This window comes from Roseovarius halophilus (ex Wu et al. 2025), from assembly GCF_047086965.1.
In genome coordinates this window covers 25894-41794 of record NZ_JBKOTX010000031.1, presented here as the reverse complement: position 1 = coordinate 41794, position 15901 = coordinate 25894, and the positions used below count along the sequence as shown (strand labels likewise).

Annotated in this window: 17 protein-coding genes; 16 read left to right on the top strand and 1 reads right to left on the bottom strand. The window is 67.8% G+C overall.

What is annotated here, in order from left to right; translation table 11 throughout:
- The 16 genes from ACH107_RS08865 to ACH107_RS08790 form a co-directional block, all read left to right on the top strand.
- A partial coding sequence (locus ACH107_RS08865; protein WP_412505506.1) for a hypothetical protein occupies positions 1-772 on the top strand: 772 nt, incomplete at its 5' end.
- Between the two features lie 91 nt (positions 773-863).
- Entirely contained in the window at positions 864-1916 is a 1053-nt protein-coding gene (gene pyrC / locus ACH107_RS08860; protein WP_412505508.1) for a dihydroorotase, read from the top strand.
- Between the two features lie 54 nt (positions 1917-1970).
- The gene (locus tag ACH107_RS08855; RefSeq protein WP_310690729.1) at positions 1971-2645 is read left to right on the top strand and encodes an orotate phosphoribosyltransferase; all 675 of its coding nucleotides are present in this window, start codon (positions 1971-1973) and stop codon (positions 2643-2645) included.
- A 267-nt stretch (positions 2646-2912) separates the two neighbouring features.
- Entirely contained in the window at positions 2913-4394 is a 1482-nt protein-coding gene (locus tag ACH107_RS08850) for a replicative DNA helicase (RefSeq protein ID WP_310690730.1), read from the top strand.
- A gap of 58 nt (positions 4395-4452) precedes the next feature.
- Entirely contained in the window at positions 4453-5490 is a 1038-nt protein-coding gene (alr, locus tag ACH107_RS08845) for an alanine racemase (protein WP_310690731.1), read from the top strand.
- Positions 5487-6263 carry an ABC transporter permease gene (locus ACH107_RS08840; RefSeq protein ID WP_310690732.1) on the top strand — a complete coding sequence of 259 codons (777 nt, stop codon included), beginning with the start codon at positions 5487-5489 and terminating at the stop codon, positions 6261-6263. Before alr ends, ACH107_RS08840 begins: the two co-directional genes overlap by 4 nt.
- The gene (locus tag ACH107_RS08835; protein WP_310690733.1) at positions 6260-7006 is read left to right on the top strand and encodes an ABC transporter ATP-binding protein; all 747 of its coding nucleotides are present in this window, start codon (positions 6260-6262) and stop codon (positions 7004-7006) included. Before ACH107_RS08840 ends, ACH107_RS08835 begins: the two co-directional genes overlap by 4 nt.
- Complete coding sequence (locus tag ACH107_RS08830; protein ID WP_310690734.1) at positions 7006-7482, top strand: paraquat-inducible protein A; 477 nt, start codon at positions 7006-7008, stop codon at positions 7480-7482. Before ACH107_RS08835 ends, ACH107_RS08830 begins: the two co-directional genes overlap by 1 nt.
- Before the next feature lie 2 nt (positions 7483-7484).
- On the top strand, positions 7485-8849 hold the full coding sequence (gene radA / locus ACH107_RS08825) for a DNA repair protein RadA (protein ID WP_310690735.1): 1365 nt from the start codon (positions 7485-7487) through the stop codon (positions 8847-8849).
- A 35-nt stretch (positions 8850-8884) separates the two neighbouring features.
- Positions 8885-9442, top strand: coding sequence for a CvpA family protein (locus ACH107_RS08820; protein WP_310690736.1), 558 nt, complete (start codon positions 8885-8887; stop codon positions 9440-9442).
- 126 nt (positions 9443-9568) lie between these two features.
- A complete protein-coding gene (purF, locus tag ACH107_RS08815; protein WP_405049830.1) occupies positions 9569-11047 on the top strand; it encodes an amidophosphoribosyltransferase in 1479 nt (492 codons plus the stop codon).
- A 217-nt stretch (positions 11048-11264) separates the two neighbouring features.
- Positions 11265-11432 carry a hypothetical protein gene (locus ACH107_RS08810; RefSeq protein ID WP_310690738.1) on the top strand — a complete coding sequence of 56 codons (168 nt, stop codon included), beginning with the start codon at positions 11265-11267 and terminating at the stop codon, positions 11430-11432.
- A gap of 75 nt (positions 11433-11507) precedes the next feature.
- Complete coding sequence (locus tag ACH107_RS08805; protein WP_412505505.1) at positions 11508-12149, top strand: SDR family NAD(P)-dependent oxidoreductase; 642 nt, start codon at positions 11508-11510, stop codon at positions 12147-12149.
- A gap of 150 nt (positions 12150-12299) precedes the next feature.
- Positions 12300-13088 (top strand): 5'/3'-nucleotidase SurE, encoded by a 789-nt coding sequence (gene surE / locus ACH107_RS08800; RefSeq protein ID WP_412505504.1) that lies wholly within the window; start codon positions 12300-12302, stop codon positions 13086-13088.
- 14 nt (positions 13089-13102) lie between these two features.
- A complete protein-coding gene (locus tag ACH107_RS08795; RefSeq protein ID WP_310690764.1) occupies positions 13103-13720 on the top strand; it encodes a protein-L-isoaspartate(D-aspartate) O-methyltransferase in 618 nt (205 codons plus the stop codon).
- Positions 13721-13791: 71 nt separating this feature from the next.
- A complete protein-coding gene (locus ACH107_RS08790; protein WP_310690741.1) occupies positions 13792-15015 on the top strand; it encodes a M23 family metallopeptidase in 1224 nt (407 codons plus the stop codon).
- Between the two features lie 47 nt (positions 15016-15062).
- Here ACH107_RS08790 and ACH107_RS08785 read toward each other — a convergent pair whose 3' ends face one another.
- Positions 15063-15857: an ATP-binding protein gene (locus tag ACH107_RS08785; RefSeq protein WP_412505507.1), complete on the bottom strand. Its 795-nt coding sequence runs from the start codon at positions 15855-15857 to the stop codon at positions 15063-15065.
- Positions 15858-15901 lie beyond the last annotated feature (44 nt).

Sequence of the window (15901 nt, the reverse complement as noted above, 5' to 3'; positions counted from 1 at the left end):
CGGTTGGCTGGTGGCGCGGGCGCGCGGCTGGTCGGCCCTGACGCTGCTGGCCGACGCGCGCGACAGCTGGTTTCGCGACGGCGCCGTCCACGCCTACTTCGACCGACTGATCGACGCGGGCTATTTCGAGGATTTCGACCGGGTGCTGTTCTTCGGCGCGGGCGGCGCGGGCTATGCCGCGGCGGCCTATTCCGTGGCTGCCCCCGAGGCGCGGGTACTGGCCATCCGCCCACAGGCAACGCTGGACCCGGCCCAGGCCGCCTGGGATCGCCGGTTCCTGGGCCAGCGCGCCAGGGATTTCACCAGCCGCTTCGGCTATGCGCCTCAGATGCTGGAGACCGCCAGCCGGGCCTGGATCCTGCACGATCCGCTGGTGGCCGAGGACGCCATGCACGCGACCCTATTCGCCGCGCATAACACGATGCTGCTGCGCACACCCCACCTTGGCCCCACGCCCGAGCGCGAGCTGGCGGCGATGGGTGTGCTGGACCACCTGATCGACGATGCGATGGCGGGCACGCTGGATGCCGCCCCATTCGCTCGCCACTGGCGCGCCCGACGCGAACACCTGCCCTACTTGCGGACGCTGTTCCGGCAGCTCGACGATGACGGCCGCGTGGGATTGCTGGCCCGGTTGTGCCGCTTCCTGATGCACGACAGCAACCGGTCGCTGTTCGCCGACCACACCCTGGCCCCAAACGAGGCCGGCCGCGCCGGGGCGGCACCCAGGGCAGCGACGGGCCACGACACCCCCGATCCCGGCAGCGTCTGAGGCTGATCAGGGCAACCAAGGCCGGCGCGCGGCGCGGCATCCCGATACGATCATGCTGGAAAGCGCGGGGCCGGCGGTGTATGCCCCGCACATGAACAAGCGCGACCCGATGCGGCTGACGATCCGCCGCCCCGACGACTGGCACCTGCATCTGCGCGATGGCGAGATGCTCAGGGGCGTTCTGCCACACTCCGCGGCCCATTTCGCCCGGGCGATCATCATGCCGAACCTGGTTCCCCCGGTTGTCACCGGCGCCCAGGCCGCCGGCTATCGCGACCGCATCCTCGCCGCCCGGCCCCCGGACAGCACCTTCCAGCCGCTGATGACGCTCTATCTCACCGAGGAGACCGACCCCGAGGATGTCGCCCGCGCCCATGCCGAGGGGCTGATCGCGGCCGTGAAGCTCTACCCCGCCGGGGCCACCACGAATTCGGCCAGCGGCGTGCGGGATTTCGACAAGGTCCGCCCGGTGCTGGAGAAGATGGCCGAGATCGGCTGTCCGCTGTGCGTGCATGGCGAGGTCACCGACCCCGAGGTCGACATCTTCGACCGCGAGGCGGTGTTCATCGACAAGATTCTCAAGCCGATCCGCAAGAAGACCCCCGATCTGCGCGTCATCATGGAACATGTCACCACCCAGGATGCGGTGGACTACGTGCGCGACACGCCGCGCGGGCTGGCGGCCACGATCACCACGCACCACCTGGTCATCAACCGCAACGACATCCTGGTCGGCGGGATCAAGCCGCATTACTACTGCCTGCCCGTGGCCAAGCGCGAACGCCACCGCATCGCGCTGGTGCAGGCCGCCACGAGCGGCGACCGGCGCTTTTTCCTGGGCACCGACAGCGCCCCGCACAATGACGCCAACAAGCTGCAGCCCTGCGGCTGTGCGGGCTGTTTCACCGCGCCCAACACCCTGTCCTGCCTGGCCGAGGTCTTTGACGTCGCCGGCAAGCTGGGCCAGCTGGAGGCCTTCACCTCGCGCAACGGGCCGCGCTTTTACGATCTGCCCGTCAACGAGGAGACGATCACGCTGGTCAAGGGCGACCCCGTCGCCTATCCCGAACGGATCGAGACCGGCGACGGACAGGTCACGGTCTTCGATCCCGGGTTCCCCCTGCACTGGCGTGTCGCGGGCTGACACCGGGCGCCGATCGAGTTTACTTGCCAAGATGAAGACAGGAGCCAGCGGCCGATGATCCCCGCCTCTTTCCCCGACAAGCCCGAGATCGCCCGCCTGACCGCACGGATGCTGATCGAGATCGAGGCGATCCATTTCAACGCGCGCGAGCCCTTCACCCATGCCAGCGGCAAGCAGGCGCCGACCTACATCGACTGCCGCAAGCTGATCTCCTATCCGCGGCTGCGCTCGGTGCTGATGGATTTCCTGGCCGTCACCGTGATGCGCGAGGCGGGCTTCGAGGCTTTCGACAACATCGCCGGCGGCGAAACCGCCGGAATCCCCTTTGCCGCCTTGGTGGCCGAGCGGCTGGCCCTGCCCATGACCTACGTGCGCAAGAAGCCCAAGGGCTATGGCCGGAATGCGCGCATCGAGGGCACCATGACCGAGGGACAGCGCGTGCTGCTGGTCGAGGACCTGACCACCGATGGCGGCTCGAAACTGTCCTTCGTCGAGGCGATCCGCGCGACTGGCGCGCAGTGCCGGCATACAGCCGTGATCTTCTTCTATGGCATCCATCCAGGCGTGCAAGAGAGCCTGGCCGAGCACGATGTGTCGCTGATCCACCTGTGCACCTGGTGGGACGTGCTGGCCGAGGCCCGGGCCATGGGTGCCTTCGACGCCGACACGCTGGACGCGGTGGAAGGCTATTTGCACGAGCCCGCCGGATGGGCCCCTGCAGGCGCCTGACGCGCGGCCAGACCGGGACAGGCCGGATTTCCTTGGGATAACCTGTGGAGCAATCCCGGACTAACCCGAGGCACGCGGGGGCGATGGCTGGCCGATCTTGCGAGGGTTGGACATCCGACCACCAGATGTGCTGCTATTGTAGGGCAAGTGGCGTCTGTTGGCGCCTTGCCCACAGCCTGTCCCCAGCTTTTTGCAGATGGCGTGCGCCCCGCGCGACCGCTAGAACCCGGGGCCTGGGACAGGACAGCGGGAATCGGGGGCGAGCGCATGAACGAGATCACCACATTCAATGCCAGCGGCAGCGGCGACGCGGGCAGCCTGCCCCATTCCATCGAGGCCGAACAGCAACTGCTGGGCGCGATCCTGACCAACAACGATGTCTTCGACCGCATCGCCTCGATCGTGAAGCCCGATCATTTCTACGACCCGGTCCATGCCCGCATCTTCGAGACCGCCGCGGCGCGCATCCAGAAGAACGCGCTGGCCTCGCCGGTGACGCTCAAGGCGTTCCTTGAGGATGACGAGGGGCTCAAGGAACTGGGCGGACCGGCCTATCTCGCGCGGCTGGCCGGGGCGGCGATCTCGGCCTTTGCGGCGCGCGACTACGCGCAGATGATCCATGACCTGGCGGTGCGGCGCGAGCTGATCCAGGTGGGCCAGGACATCTCGGCCAAGGCGGCACGGGTCGACGTGGACAGCGAGCCGCGCGAACAGATCGTCGAGGCCGAACAGAAGCTTTACCAGCTGGCCGAACAGGGCCAGTCCGAAAGCGGCTTCCAAAGCTTTCTCAAGGCGGTGACGGACGCTGTTAACGTGGCCAACGCGGCCTACCAGCGCGAGGGGGGCCTGGCGGGCGTCGCCACCGGGCTGGCCGACATGGACACCAAGCTGGGCGGCCTGCATTCCTCGGACCTGCTGATCCTGGCCGGGCGGCCCTCGATGGGCAAGACCTCGCTGGCCACCAACATCGCCTTCAATGTCGCCAAGGCCTACAAGCGCGGCAAGCTCTCCGATGGCACCGAGGGCGCGGTCGACGGCGGCGTGGTGGGCTTTTTCAGCCTCGAGATGAGCGCCGAGCAGTTGGCGGGCCGAATCCTGGCCGAGGCCTCGGAAATCTCCAGCCACAAGATCCGCCAAGGCGACATGGACGAGACCGAGTTCCGCCGCTTCGTCGAGGCCGCCAAGGAGTTGGAGGCCTGCCCGCTCTTCATCGACGACACGCCCGCCCTGCCGATTTCCCAGGTCGCTGCCCGCGCGCGGCGGCTGAAACGGACCCACGGGCTGGACCTGCTCATCGTGGACTACCTGCAACTTCTGCGGGGCAACGCCGACAACCGGGTGCAGGAGATCGCCGAAATTTCCATGGGCCTCAAGGCCATCGCCAAGGAACTGGACATCCCCGTGCTGGCCCTGTCGCAGCTTTCGCGCCAGGTCGAGAGCCGCGACGACAAGCGCCCGCAACTGTCGGACCTGCGCGAATCCGGCTCGATCGAGCAGGACGCCGACGTGGTCATGTTCGTCTTCCGCGAGGAATATTACGTCGAGCGTGAGAAACCCTCGGAGGACAAGCTCGACGAGATGGCCGCCTGGCAGGAACGCATGGCACGGCTGCACGGCAAGGCCGAGGTCATCATCGGCAAACAGCGCCACGGCCCCATCGGGTCGGTCGAACTGGCCTTCGAGAGCCAGTTCACCCGCTTCGGCAACCTGGTCAAACCCTGGCAGCAGGGCGCTGGCGACTTCGGATAACGGCACCCGGAGCAAAGCGCGCTTGCCCCCCTGCCTGCCACCTGTCAAAACCCCAGCCATGTCGAGTGGCTTCCTCAATATCGATCTGACCGCGCTGACCCGGAACTGGCAGGCGCTGGATGCCATGACCGAGGTCGAGACGGCCGCGGTCGTCAAGGCCGACGGCTATGGGCTGGGGGTGGACAAGGTCGCGCGGGCGCTGGCGCGCGCGGGCGCGAAAACCTTTTTCGTCGCCGTCGCCGAAGAAGGAGTCAGGCTGCGCCAGGCGCTGGGGCCGAACCCCGCGATCTGCGTCTTCTCGGGCCACATGCGCGGCGACACCGACATGATCGGCGACATGGGCCTGACGCCCATGATCAATACCGTGGGCCAGTTGACCCGCCACCTTGAAAGCCTGCCCGACCATCCCTTCGGCATCCAATTGGACACCGGCATGAACCGGCTTGGCATGGAGATCGAGGACTGGGCCAGCGTCGCCGAGATCGCCCTTGGCCAGAACTGCCAACTGGTGATGAGCCACCTGGCCTGCCAGGACGACCCGGAGCATCCGATGAACCGCCAGCAGCTCGAGGAATTCCACCTGATGACCGACGGCATCAAGGTGCCGCGCTCGCTGGCGGCGACGGGGGCCATCCAGATGGGGCCGGAGTATCACTTCGACCTGACCCGGCCCGGCGTCGGCCTTTACGGCGGGCTGCCCTTCGCCGATGCCCGGCCGGTGGTGCAGCTTGACCTGCCGGTGATCCAGCTGCGCGACGTGGCCGAGGGCGAGACGGTGGGCTACGGCAACACCTGGACGGCGCAGCGGCCCACCAAGCTGGTCACGGTCAGCGCGGGCTATGCCGACGGCATCCATCGCGTGCTGTCCAACAAGGCGCAACTGTGGCACGGGTCGCAGCCGGTGTCGGTGGTGGGCCGGGTGTCCATGGACCTGATCACCGCGGATGTGACCGACCTGGACGAGGTTCCGGGCAGCCTGTCGCTGCTCTCGCCGCAGCAGACCGTCGATGACATCGCCGACCAGTCCGGCACCATCGGATATGAGGTGCTGACCGCGCTGGGCAGCCGCTACGCGCGCCGGTATTCGGGCGCATGACGCGGGCGCTGGCCGCAACGGGGGCGGCGACACTGAGCCTGCTGGCCGCCATTGGACGGCTGGCCATCTTCATCGGGCAGACCGTCTCGCACCTGGTACGCCCGCCGTTCTATTTTCGTGAATTCGGCCATGCGCTGGTGCAGATCGGCTATTTCTCGCTGCCCGTGGTGGGGCTGACGGCGCTGTTCACCGGCGGCGCGCTGGCGCTGCAGATCTACGCCGGCGGCTCGCGCTTCGACGCCCAGGCGGTGGTGCCGCAGATCGTGGCCATCGGCATGGTGCGCGAACTGGGCCCTGTCCTGGTGGGACTGATGATCGCCGCACGTGTGACATCCTCCATCGCCGCCGAGATCGCCACCATGAAGGTGACCGAACAGATCGACGCGCTTGTCACGCTGTCCACCCATCCGATGAAATACCTGACCCTGCCGCGGGTTCTGGCGGCGACGCTCGTCATGCCGGTTCTGGTGGGCATCGGCGACATCATCGGTATCATGGGCGGCTTTCTGGTCGGCACCGAACGGCTGGGCTTCAACGCCGCCGCCTATCTCAAGAATACCGCCGATTTCCTGACCCGGCTCGACATCGTCTCGTCATTGGCCAAGGGCGCGGTCTTCGGCTTCATCGCCGCGCTGATGGGCTGCTATTACGGGATGCAGTCCGACCGCGGCGCCATGGGCGTGGGCCGGGCGACCAAGACCTCGGTGGTGGCCGCCGCGGTGCTGATCCTGGCGGCGAACTTCCTGCTGACGGAGGCGTTCTTTTCCGCATGATCCGGCTCAGTGACCTGCACAAATCCTTTGGCGCCAACGCGGTGCTGCGCGGCGTGGACCTGCACGTGCCCCGCGGTGAAAGCATGGTGGTCATCGGCGGGTCGGGCACCGGCAAGTCGGTGCTGATCAAGTCCATCCTCGGGCTGGTCACGCCCGACAGCGGCACCATCGAGGTGGACGGCGAGGACGTGACCCGCGCCGACCGCGACGCATTCCTCGCCCGGTTCGGGATGCTATTCCAGGGCGGTGCGCTCTTCGACAGCCTGCCGGTCTGGCAGAACGTCGCCTTTCGCCTGCTGCGCGGCCGCCTCAAGCGGCCCAAGGCCGAGGCGCGCGAGATCGCGGTTGAAAAGCTGCGCCGCGTCGGGCTGTCGCCGGATGTGGCCGACCGCCTGCCGGCCGAGCTTTCGGGCGGGATGCAGAAACGCGTCGGCCTGGCCCGGGCCATCGCCGCCGAGCCCGAGATCATCTTCTTCGACGAACCCACCACGGGGCTGGACCCGATCATGTCGGGTGTCATCAACGAATTGATCCGCGAGATCGTCACCGAAATGGGCGCGACCGCCATCACCATCACCCACGACATGACCAGCGTGCGCGCCATCGCAGACGACGTGGCCATGCTGCACGCGGGCAAGGTGCGCTGGTCCGGCCCGGTGGCGCAGATGGACAACAGCGGCGATCCCTACCTGCACCAGTTCATCACCGGCAGCGCCGAGGGGCCGATCGAGGCTGTGCGCTGATGGACGCCGCCCTGCGTGTGGCCAACCTTTGCCTGCTGGTGCTCTTTCCGGTGGCCTGGTTCGCGCCCTTGCTGCGGGCGGCGCTGCTGCCGCTGTTCGGGCTGAACGAGATTTCCATCGTCTCGGGGCTGCAAAGCCTTTGGGACAGTGACGTGGTCCTGGCCGTCATCGTCACCGCGCTGGCGCTTTTCGCGCCCTACCTCAAGTGCATCGGGCTGGCGCTGGTGCAGGTCCGCCTGCTCGATCTGCGCGCCCTGCCCGTGCTGGCCTGGCTGGGCAAGCTTGCCATGGCCGATGTCTTTCTGATCGCGCTTTATGTCGTGGTGGTCAAGGACGTCAGCCGCACTCATGTCGAGGGCGCCTGGGGGCTTTACCTTTTCACCGGCTGCGTGCTGGCCTCGATCCTCCTCTCGGGGCTGACAGAGCGGCGGATGCGCGGGCCATGGACAGGCCCCGCGAAATGGGCCAAAAGGTGAACATGGCCAAGGATCTTTCCTTCATCTGCACCGCCTGCAACGCCGCCCATTCCAAGTGGTCGGGCCAGTGCGACGCCTGCGGCGCCTGGAACACGATTGAAGAGGCCAAACCGCTGTCCAGCGGGCCCAAGGCCAAGGGGCTGGGGGTCAAGCGCGGGCGCGCGCTGACGCTGACCGATCTGGCCACCGAGGAACCCGAGCCGCCGCGCACCCAGTCCGGCGTGGCCGAGCTTGACCGGGTGCTGGGCGGCGGGCTGGTCAAGGCCAGCGCCCTTCTGGTGGGCGGCGATCCGGGGATCGGCAAGTCCACGCTTCTGTTGCAGGCCGCGGCCCGCTTCGCGCGCACCGGGCTGAAGGTGCTCTATGTCTCGGGCGAGGAATCGGCGGGCCAGGTGCAGATGCGCGCCCGGCGGCTGGAGCTGACCGAAAGCCCGGTGCAGCTGGCCAGCGAGACCAACCTGCGCGACATCCTGACCACGATGGATGCGCAAGCGCCCGACCTTGTCATCATCGATTCCATCCAGACCATGTGGCTGGATTCGGTCGAGGCGGCCCCCGGCTCGGTCAGCCAGGTGCGGTCGGCCGCGCACGAGCTGACGAATTTCGCCAAGCGGCGCGGCATCGCCGTGGTCATGGTCGGCCATGTCACCAAGGATGGCCAGATCGCCGGCCCCCGCGTGGTCGAGCACATGGTCGATACGGTCCTCTATTTCGAAGGCGAGCGCGGCCACCAGTTCCGCATCCTGCGCAGCCACAAGAACCGCTTTGGCCCCGCCGACGAGATCGGCGTCTTCGAGATGTCCGGCCGGGGCCTGGTCGAGGTCAGGAACCCCTCGGCGCTGTTCCTGTCCGAACGCGGCGACCCGGCGCCGGGGTCCGTCGTCTTTGCGGGGATCGAGGGCTCGCGCCCCATGCTGTGCGAGTTCCAGGCGCTGGTCGCCCCCTCGCCCCATTCCCAGCCCCGCCGGACGGTCGTGGGCTGGGACGGCGGGCGCCTGGCGATGATCTTGGCGGTGCTGGAATCGCGCGCGGGGCTGCCCTTTACCGGGCTCGACGTCTACCTGAACGTGGCCGGCGGGCTGCGGGTCTCGGAACCGGCCGCCGATCTTGCCGTGGCCGCCGCGCTGATCTCGGCCAAGGAGGATGCGGCGCTGCCGGCCGACTGCGTCCTGTTCGGAGAGATATCGCTGTCCGGCGCCCTGCGTCCGGTGGCCCAGACCGAAAACCGGTTGAAAGAAGCCGCGAAACTTGGTTTTAAATCGGCGGTAACGTCCGTGCGCGCAAAACGCGTGGGCTCCGGTGGGGTCGCCCTGCGCGAGATGCGCGACCTGCCGGAATTCGTCGAAGGGGTCTTCGGGGCGCGATAGCCCGGGCCGCCGCCAAAGGAGCAAGGGGCCGGGACATGGGCGATTTCACCCTCATTGACGGAATCGTGGCCGTGATGATCGTTCTGTCGGCCCTGCTGGCCTACAGCCGCGGCCTTGTGCGCGAATTGCTGGCCATCGCCGGCTGGGTCGCGGCCGCCGTAGTCGCCTTCATCTTTGCCGACCGGGTCACGCCGCTGGTGCGCCAGATCCCGGTTCTGGGCGACTTCATCGGCGACAGTTGCGAATTGTCGATCATCGCGGCCTTCGCCGCGGTCTTCGCCATCGTGCTGGTGGTCGTGTCGATCTTCACCCCGGTGTTTTCCTCGCTGGTGCAACGCTCGGCCTTCGGCGGGGTCGACCAGGGGCTGGGCTTTCTCTTCGGGGCGCTGCGGGGCATCCTTCTGGTGGCCGTGGCCTTTTTCGTCTACGAGACAATCCTCGAGACGCAAGAGGTCGCCATGATCGACGACAGCCGCGCCGGTGCCGTCTTCGGCGGTTTCACCGATCGGATGCAGTCGGAAGACCCCGAGCAGGCGCTGGGCTGGATCACCACGCAGTATGAACAGCTGGTCGCGGGCTGTACCCCTGACTGACCCGGCCAAGCGGCCGCAACGCGCACCTGGGAATGTAATCGTTTGGTGACAGCGACCCCGCACAGGACTATGTGAGGGGCAAGGTTCAGTCCGTGAGATTCGGAGGGTCCATACGTGACCAAGGTGCTGCCACTCGCCCATCCATTCGACTATACCGGCGACGGGGCTGACGACGACAAACTGAAAGAGGAATGCGGGGTGTTCGGCACCGTCGGCGTGGCGGATGCCGCTTCGATCGTCGCGCTCGGCCTGCATGCCCTGCAACACCGCGGGCAAGAGGCCGGCGGCATCGTCACCCATGACGCCGAACAGGGCTTCAACTCGGCCCGCCGCTTCGGGCTGGTGCGCGACAACTTCACCTCGGAAAAGCTGCTGGCCACCCTGCCCGGCCCCATCGGCATCGGCCATGTGCGCTATTCCACCGCCGGGTCCAAGGGCGGCACCCAGATCCGCGACGTGCAGCCCTTCTTCGGCGAATTCTCGATGGGCGGCGCCGCACTGGCCCACAACGGCAACATCACCAACGCATTGCAACTGCGCCGCGAACTGATCGAACGCGGCTCAATCTTCCAGTCCTCCAGCGACAGCGAATGCATCATCCATCTCATGGCGCGCTCCATGGGCCGGACCATACCCGACCGCATGGAAGAGGCCCTGCGCAAGGTCGAGGGCGCCTTTTCCGTGGTCGCCATGACCCGGACCAAGCTGATGGGCTGCCGCGACCCGCTGGGCGTGCGCCCGCTGGTGCTGGGCAAGCTGGGCGAGGGCTGGGTGCTGGCCTCGGAAACCTGCGCGCTCGACATCATCGGCGCCGAGTTCCTGCGCGAGATCGAACCGGGCGAGATGGTCGTGATTTCCCCCGAGAAGGGCGTGCAGAGCCATCGGCCCTTCCGCCCGGCCAAGTCGCGCTTCTGCATCTTCGAGCACGTCTACTTCAGCCGCCCCGACAGCATCCTGGGCGGGCAGTCCGTTTATTCCACGCGCGAGAGCATCGGGCGCGAGCTGGCCAAGGAAAGCCCGGTAGAGGCCGACCTCGTCTGCCCCGTCCCCGACAGCGGGACCCCGGCGGCCATCGGCTATGCCCTGCAAAGCGGCATCCCCTACGCCATGGGGATCATCCGCAACCAGTACATGGGCCGGACTTTCATCGAGCCGACCGAGCAGATCCGCAACATGGGCGTGCGGCTGAAACTCAACGTCAACCGCGCGCTGATAAAGGGCAAGCGTGTGATCCTGGTCGACGACAGCGTGGTGCGCGGCACCACCAGCCGCAAGATCAAGGACATGATCCTCGATGCCGGGGCCGCCGAGGTGCACTTCCGCATCGCCAGCCCGCCCACGGCCTGGCCCTGCTTCTACGGCGTGGACACGCCCCAGCGCGAAAAGCTGCTGGCCGCCACCATGTCCGAGCACGAGATGCGTGACCACCTGGGCGTCGACAGCATCAAGTTCATCTCGCTCGACGGGCTCTACCGGGCTGTGGGCGAGGCGCAGGGCCGCGATACCGCCTGCCCGCAATACTGCGACGCCTGTTTTTCCGGCGACTACCCGGTGGAACCCACCGACATGCTGGACCAGGGGTTCCAGATGAAGGCCGCCGAATAACGCCAGTCCCGCGCGTCGGCCAGTTTTCGCCGCAACGCGGCATTGCCCGTGCGCGCGTCCTTTCGCCCCTCTGCCGCGGCGCATATCTGCCTGTCTTCGGTATCCCTTGGCGCAAGCAGGAAGACCCCAGATGACCCAGACAACCAACGCGGCCACCGCCCGGGCGGCGACCGATCCCGAGGCCCTGTAGCTGCATGGCACGCGGCTGATCGGCACCATGACCGGCGGCCCCCGGGCAAGCGCGCTGTTGCGCGAGCGCGACGGAACAATTCGCAAGGTCGCCGTCGGGGACAGAACCGATGCGGGCCGGGTCGAACGGATCGCCGAGGATCACGTGATCCTGCGCCGGCGCGACCGTCTTTACCAACTGGCCTTGGCGGGCTGAGCCTGCGGGAGAGGAAACAGACGGGGGCGACCGGGCGGGATTGCCAAGCCCGTGCGGCTGTCTTAACAGCGGGCCATGACTTCGATCGCCCTCATCACAGGTGCCAGCCGCGGCCTTGGCGCCGCCCTGGCCCAGGCCCTCGCCCCGACCCATCACATCGTTGCCGTGGGCCGCACCACCGGCGCGCTGGAAGAGCTGGACGACCGCATCCGCGACCGGGGCGGCGAGGCGACGCTCGCGCCCATGGACATCACCACCGACCCGGCCATGCAGCAGCTCTGCCGCTCGATCCACGACCGCTGGGGCAAGGTGGCTCTCTGGGTTCACGCGGCGGTTCATGCCGCCCCTCTCTCGCCCGCCGCCGCCATGGGCAGCAAGGATTTCGACACCGCCATGAACGTCAATGTCACGGCCACGCAGCGGCTGATCGGCTATGTCGCCCCCCTGCTGGGCCGTGACGGCCGCGCGGTCTTCTTCGACGATCCCCAGGGCGGACAGCCCTATTACGGCGCCTACGGGGCCTCCAAGGCGGCGCAGATCGCGCTGGCGCGGTCCTGGCAGTGCGAGGCCGAGCACACCGGCCCGCAGGTGCGCATCCTGATGCCCAGGGCGATGCCCACGGGCACCCGCGCCCGTTTTCACCCCGGTGAGGATCGCAGCGGACTGGCGCGCCCCGAGGACGAGGCGGCCCGGCTTTTGGGCGACATCACCGGCTAGCCGAGCGCTCTGCGGGCCGCGCTGAGCGCGAGGCGCACCGGGGCACCGCACAAGACGGCGGTCACTGCCGTCCTGCGGACCGGCCTAAGGCCACTGCCGGTCCTTGCCGCCCGCCGGCACCCCCGGTAAACAGGCCAAAAGGGAACAGACATGCGCATTCTCATCACCAACGACGACGGGATCAACGCGCCGGGGCTGGCGGTCCTGCACGCCATCGCCACCGAGATCGCGGGCCCCGATGGCGAGGTCTGGACCGTGGCCCCCGCCTTCGAACAGTCCGGCGTCGGCCACTGCATCTCCTACAGCCATCCGACCATGATCGCCGAGCTGGGCCCGCGCCGCTATGCCGCCGAGGGTTCGCCCGCCGACTGCGTTCTGGCCGGGCTGCACGATGTTATGGCCGGGGCCCGGCCCGACCTGGTGCTTTCGGGGGTGAACCGCGGCAACAACGCCGCCGAGAACGCGATGTATTCGGGCACCATCGGTGGCGCCATGGAGGCCGCCCTGCAGGGCCTGCCCGCCATTGCCCTTTCGCAGTACTACGGCCCCGACAACGCCAAGGCCGACACCCCCTTCGAGGCCGCGGCGCTGCATGGCGTGGCCACCGTCCGGAAACTGCTGGACAGCGCGCCCTGGGACAGCGGCGCCGATTACCGGCTGTTCTACAACGTGAATTTCCCGCCCGTCCCGGCGGCACAGGTCAAAGGCCTGCGCGCCACGATCCAGGGGTTCCGCCCCGACACCGGGTTCTCGGTCGAACCCACGCATTCGCCCGCCGGGCGGCGCTTCCTCTGGATCAAGGGTGGCGCACAGCACGCGCCGACCGCGCCCGGCACCGATGCCGCGGCCAACCTCGAGGGCCATATCTCGATCACGCCGATGCGCGCGGACCTGACCGCCCATGACCGGCTCGAGGCCCTGCGCGAGGCCCTGGCGTGACCCCCGAGCAGCAGATGCGCTTCGTCTACGCGCTACGCTCCAAGGGGGTGACGGATGCGCGCACCCTTGTGGCCATGGAGCGCACCGACCGTTCGCGCTTCGTCAAGGGCCATTTCGCCGATCGCGCCTACGAGGACATGCCCTTGCCCATCGCCTGCGGGCAGACCATCTCGCAGCCCTCGGTGGTGGGGCTGATGACCCAGGCCCTGCGGGTGCAGCCGCGCGACAAGGTGCTGGAGGTGGGCACCGGCTCGGGCTACCAGGCGGTGATCCTCAGCCACCTGGCCCGGCGGGTCTACACCGTGGATCGCCACAAGCGGCTGGTGCAGCAGGCCCGCGCACTGTTCGAAGAAATGGACCTGACCAACATCACCGCCATGAGCGCCGACGGCAGCCACGGGTTGCCCGACCAGGCGCCCTTCGACCGCATCGTTGTGACCGCCGCGGCCGAAGACCCGCCGGGCCCGCTGCTGGCCCAGCTTAAGCCCGGTGGCGTCATGGTCTTGCCGGTGGGCCAGTCGGACACGGTGCAATCGCTGATCCGGGTGACCCGGGGCGAGGACGGCTTCGACTACGAGGAACTACGCCCGGTGCGCTTCGTGCCACTTGTCGAGGGCTTGGGCGCGGACTGATTTTCCCCTATACTTCGCCGAAATGGCGACGCAGACCGAGAACGATCGCCCCAGACCCGAGGATCGAGCCGATGTTCATGCCCCCGCTGTCCCGTTTCCCCGCCCGGCCCCACCGCCTGCTGCTGGCGGGAACCGCGTTGCTCGCCCTGGCCGCATGCGATGGCGATGGCAACCTCGCGGATTTCGACCTGCGTGACATCGGCGGCGGGTTCGACACCTCGCAATCGGTGGCCGAACTGCCCGACCGGCCGCGCCCCGATGATCGCGGCGTGATCTCCTATCCCGGCCACCAGGTGGTGGTGGCGCGCCGGGACGAGACCGTGCGCCAGATCGCCGAGCGGCTGGAAATCTCGGCCCAGGAACTGGCCCGTTACAACGCCATCGAACCCGACACACCGCTGCGCCGGGACGAGATCGTCGCCCTGCCGGGCCGCGTGACGGAACCCTCGCCCGAAACGGGCGCGCCCGGTACAGGCCCGATCCGCGCGCCTTCGGACGTTGACGTGACGACGCTGGCCTCGGACGCGATCGACCGCGCCGAACCGCAACAGGAGGACGCGGCCGCGACAGAGACCCCGCAAGACGACGCCCCCACGGGCGTGGAACCGCTGCGCCACCAGGTCGCGCGCGGTGAGACGGTCTATTCCATCGCCCGGCTCTATGACGTGCCGGTGCGCGGTCTGGCCGAATGGAACGGGCTGGGCGCCGACCTGACGATCCGAGAGGGCCAGCAACTGCTGATCCCGGCCAGCGGCACGGCACCGGCCGCGTCCGACGACGACGAGGTAACAGAGCCGGGGCGTGGCACGCAGACGCCGACCCCGCCCAGCGCCGCCAGTCCCCTGCCAACGGAGAGCCCGGAAAGCGGGACAGAGGACACGGCCGATGCAGAGGCCGAGGACCCGCCCAGCCCCGACATCGGCGAGCAAAGCCCGGAACAGACGGATGCGCCACTGATCGCGCCGGTTTCGGGCAGCATCATCCGCGATTACAATCCGCCCGAAAACCGCGGCATCGTCTTCTCGACCGATGCGGACGCCCCGGTGCGCGCGGCCGCGGACGGCACGGTCAGGCTCATAAGCGAAGAGGTGAACGGAACGAAGTTCATTCTCGTCAACCATGGCAACAATATCTCCACCATCTACATCGGCGTGGCGGAGATTTCGGTGACACAGGGCGACTCTGTCTCCCAGGGCGGCACCATCGGTCGCACGGCAGACGGTGACAATGTCACCTTCCAGTTCCAGGTGGCCGATGGCACCGACCGGGTCGACCCCGCCGACTACCTGCCCTGATCAAAATTCCAGAATTTTGAACGGCGACCGAATTTCTGGAAATTCGTTCATATCCGCATGCCCTGGCGCCCGGCCAGATCGGTGAAGAACTGCCAGGCCACGCGGCCCGAACGGGCGCCGCGCGTGGCTTGCCACTCGATCGCCTCGGCGCGCAGGCTGTCGCGGTCGAACACCACGCCATAGGCCGCGCAATAGCCCTCGATCATGGCCAGGTAGTCGTCCTGGTCGCAGGGGTGAAAGCCAAGCCAGAGCCCGAAACGGTCCGACAGCGAGACCTTCTCCTCCACCGCCTCAGCCGGATTGATGGCGGTGGAGCGTTCGTTCTCGATCATGTCGCGCGGCATCAGGTGACGCCGGTTTGACGTGGCATAAAGCACGACATTCTCGGGCCGCCCCTCGACCCCGCCATCCAGCACGGCCTTGAGCGCCTTGTAATGCTGGTCGTCGTTAGCGAACGACAGGTCATCGCAGAACAGGATGAAGCGTTCCTCACGCCCACGCAGCATCGCAAGGCACCGGCCGATGCTGGGCAGGTCCTCGCGCTGGATCTCCACGATCTTTAGCTGGGAGTGCGCGGCGGCCAAGGCCCCGTGCACCGCTTTGACCAGCGAGGATTTTCCCATCCCCCGCGCGCCCCAGAGCAGGGCATTGTTGGCCGGCATGCCGCGGGCGAACTGCTCGGTGTTGCGGCGCAGGGTGTCGCGCGCGCGGTCGATGCCCAGCAGAAGGTCGAGCTCGACGCGATTGATCCTGTCCACGGCCACCAGCCGGTCCGGGTCGGGGTGCCATACGAAGGCCGGCGCGGTGCGGAAATCAGGTGTCGGCATAGGTACTGGCGCCATGCGCTCAAGCGCCCTGGCGATGCGCTGCAGGGATTCTTCCTCGG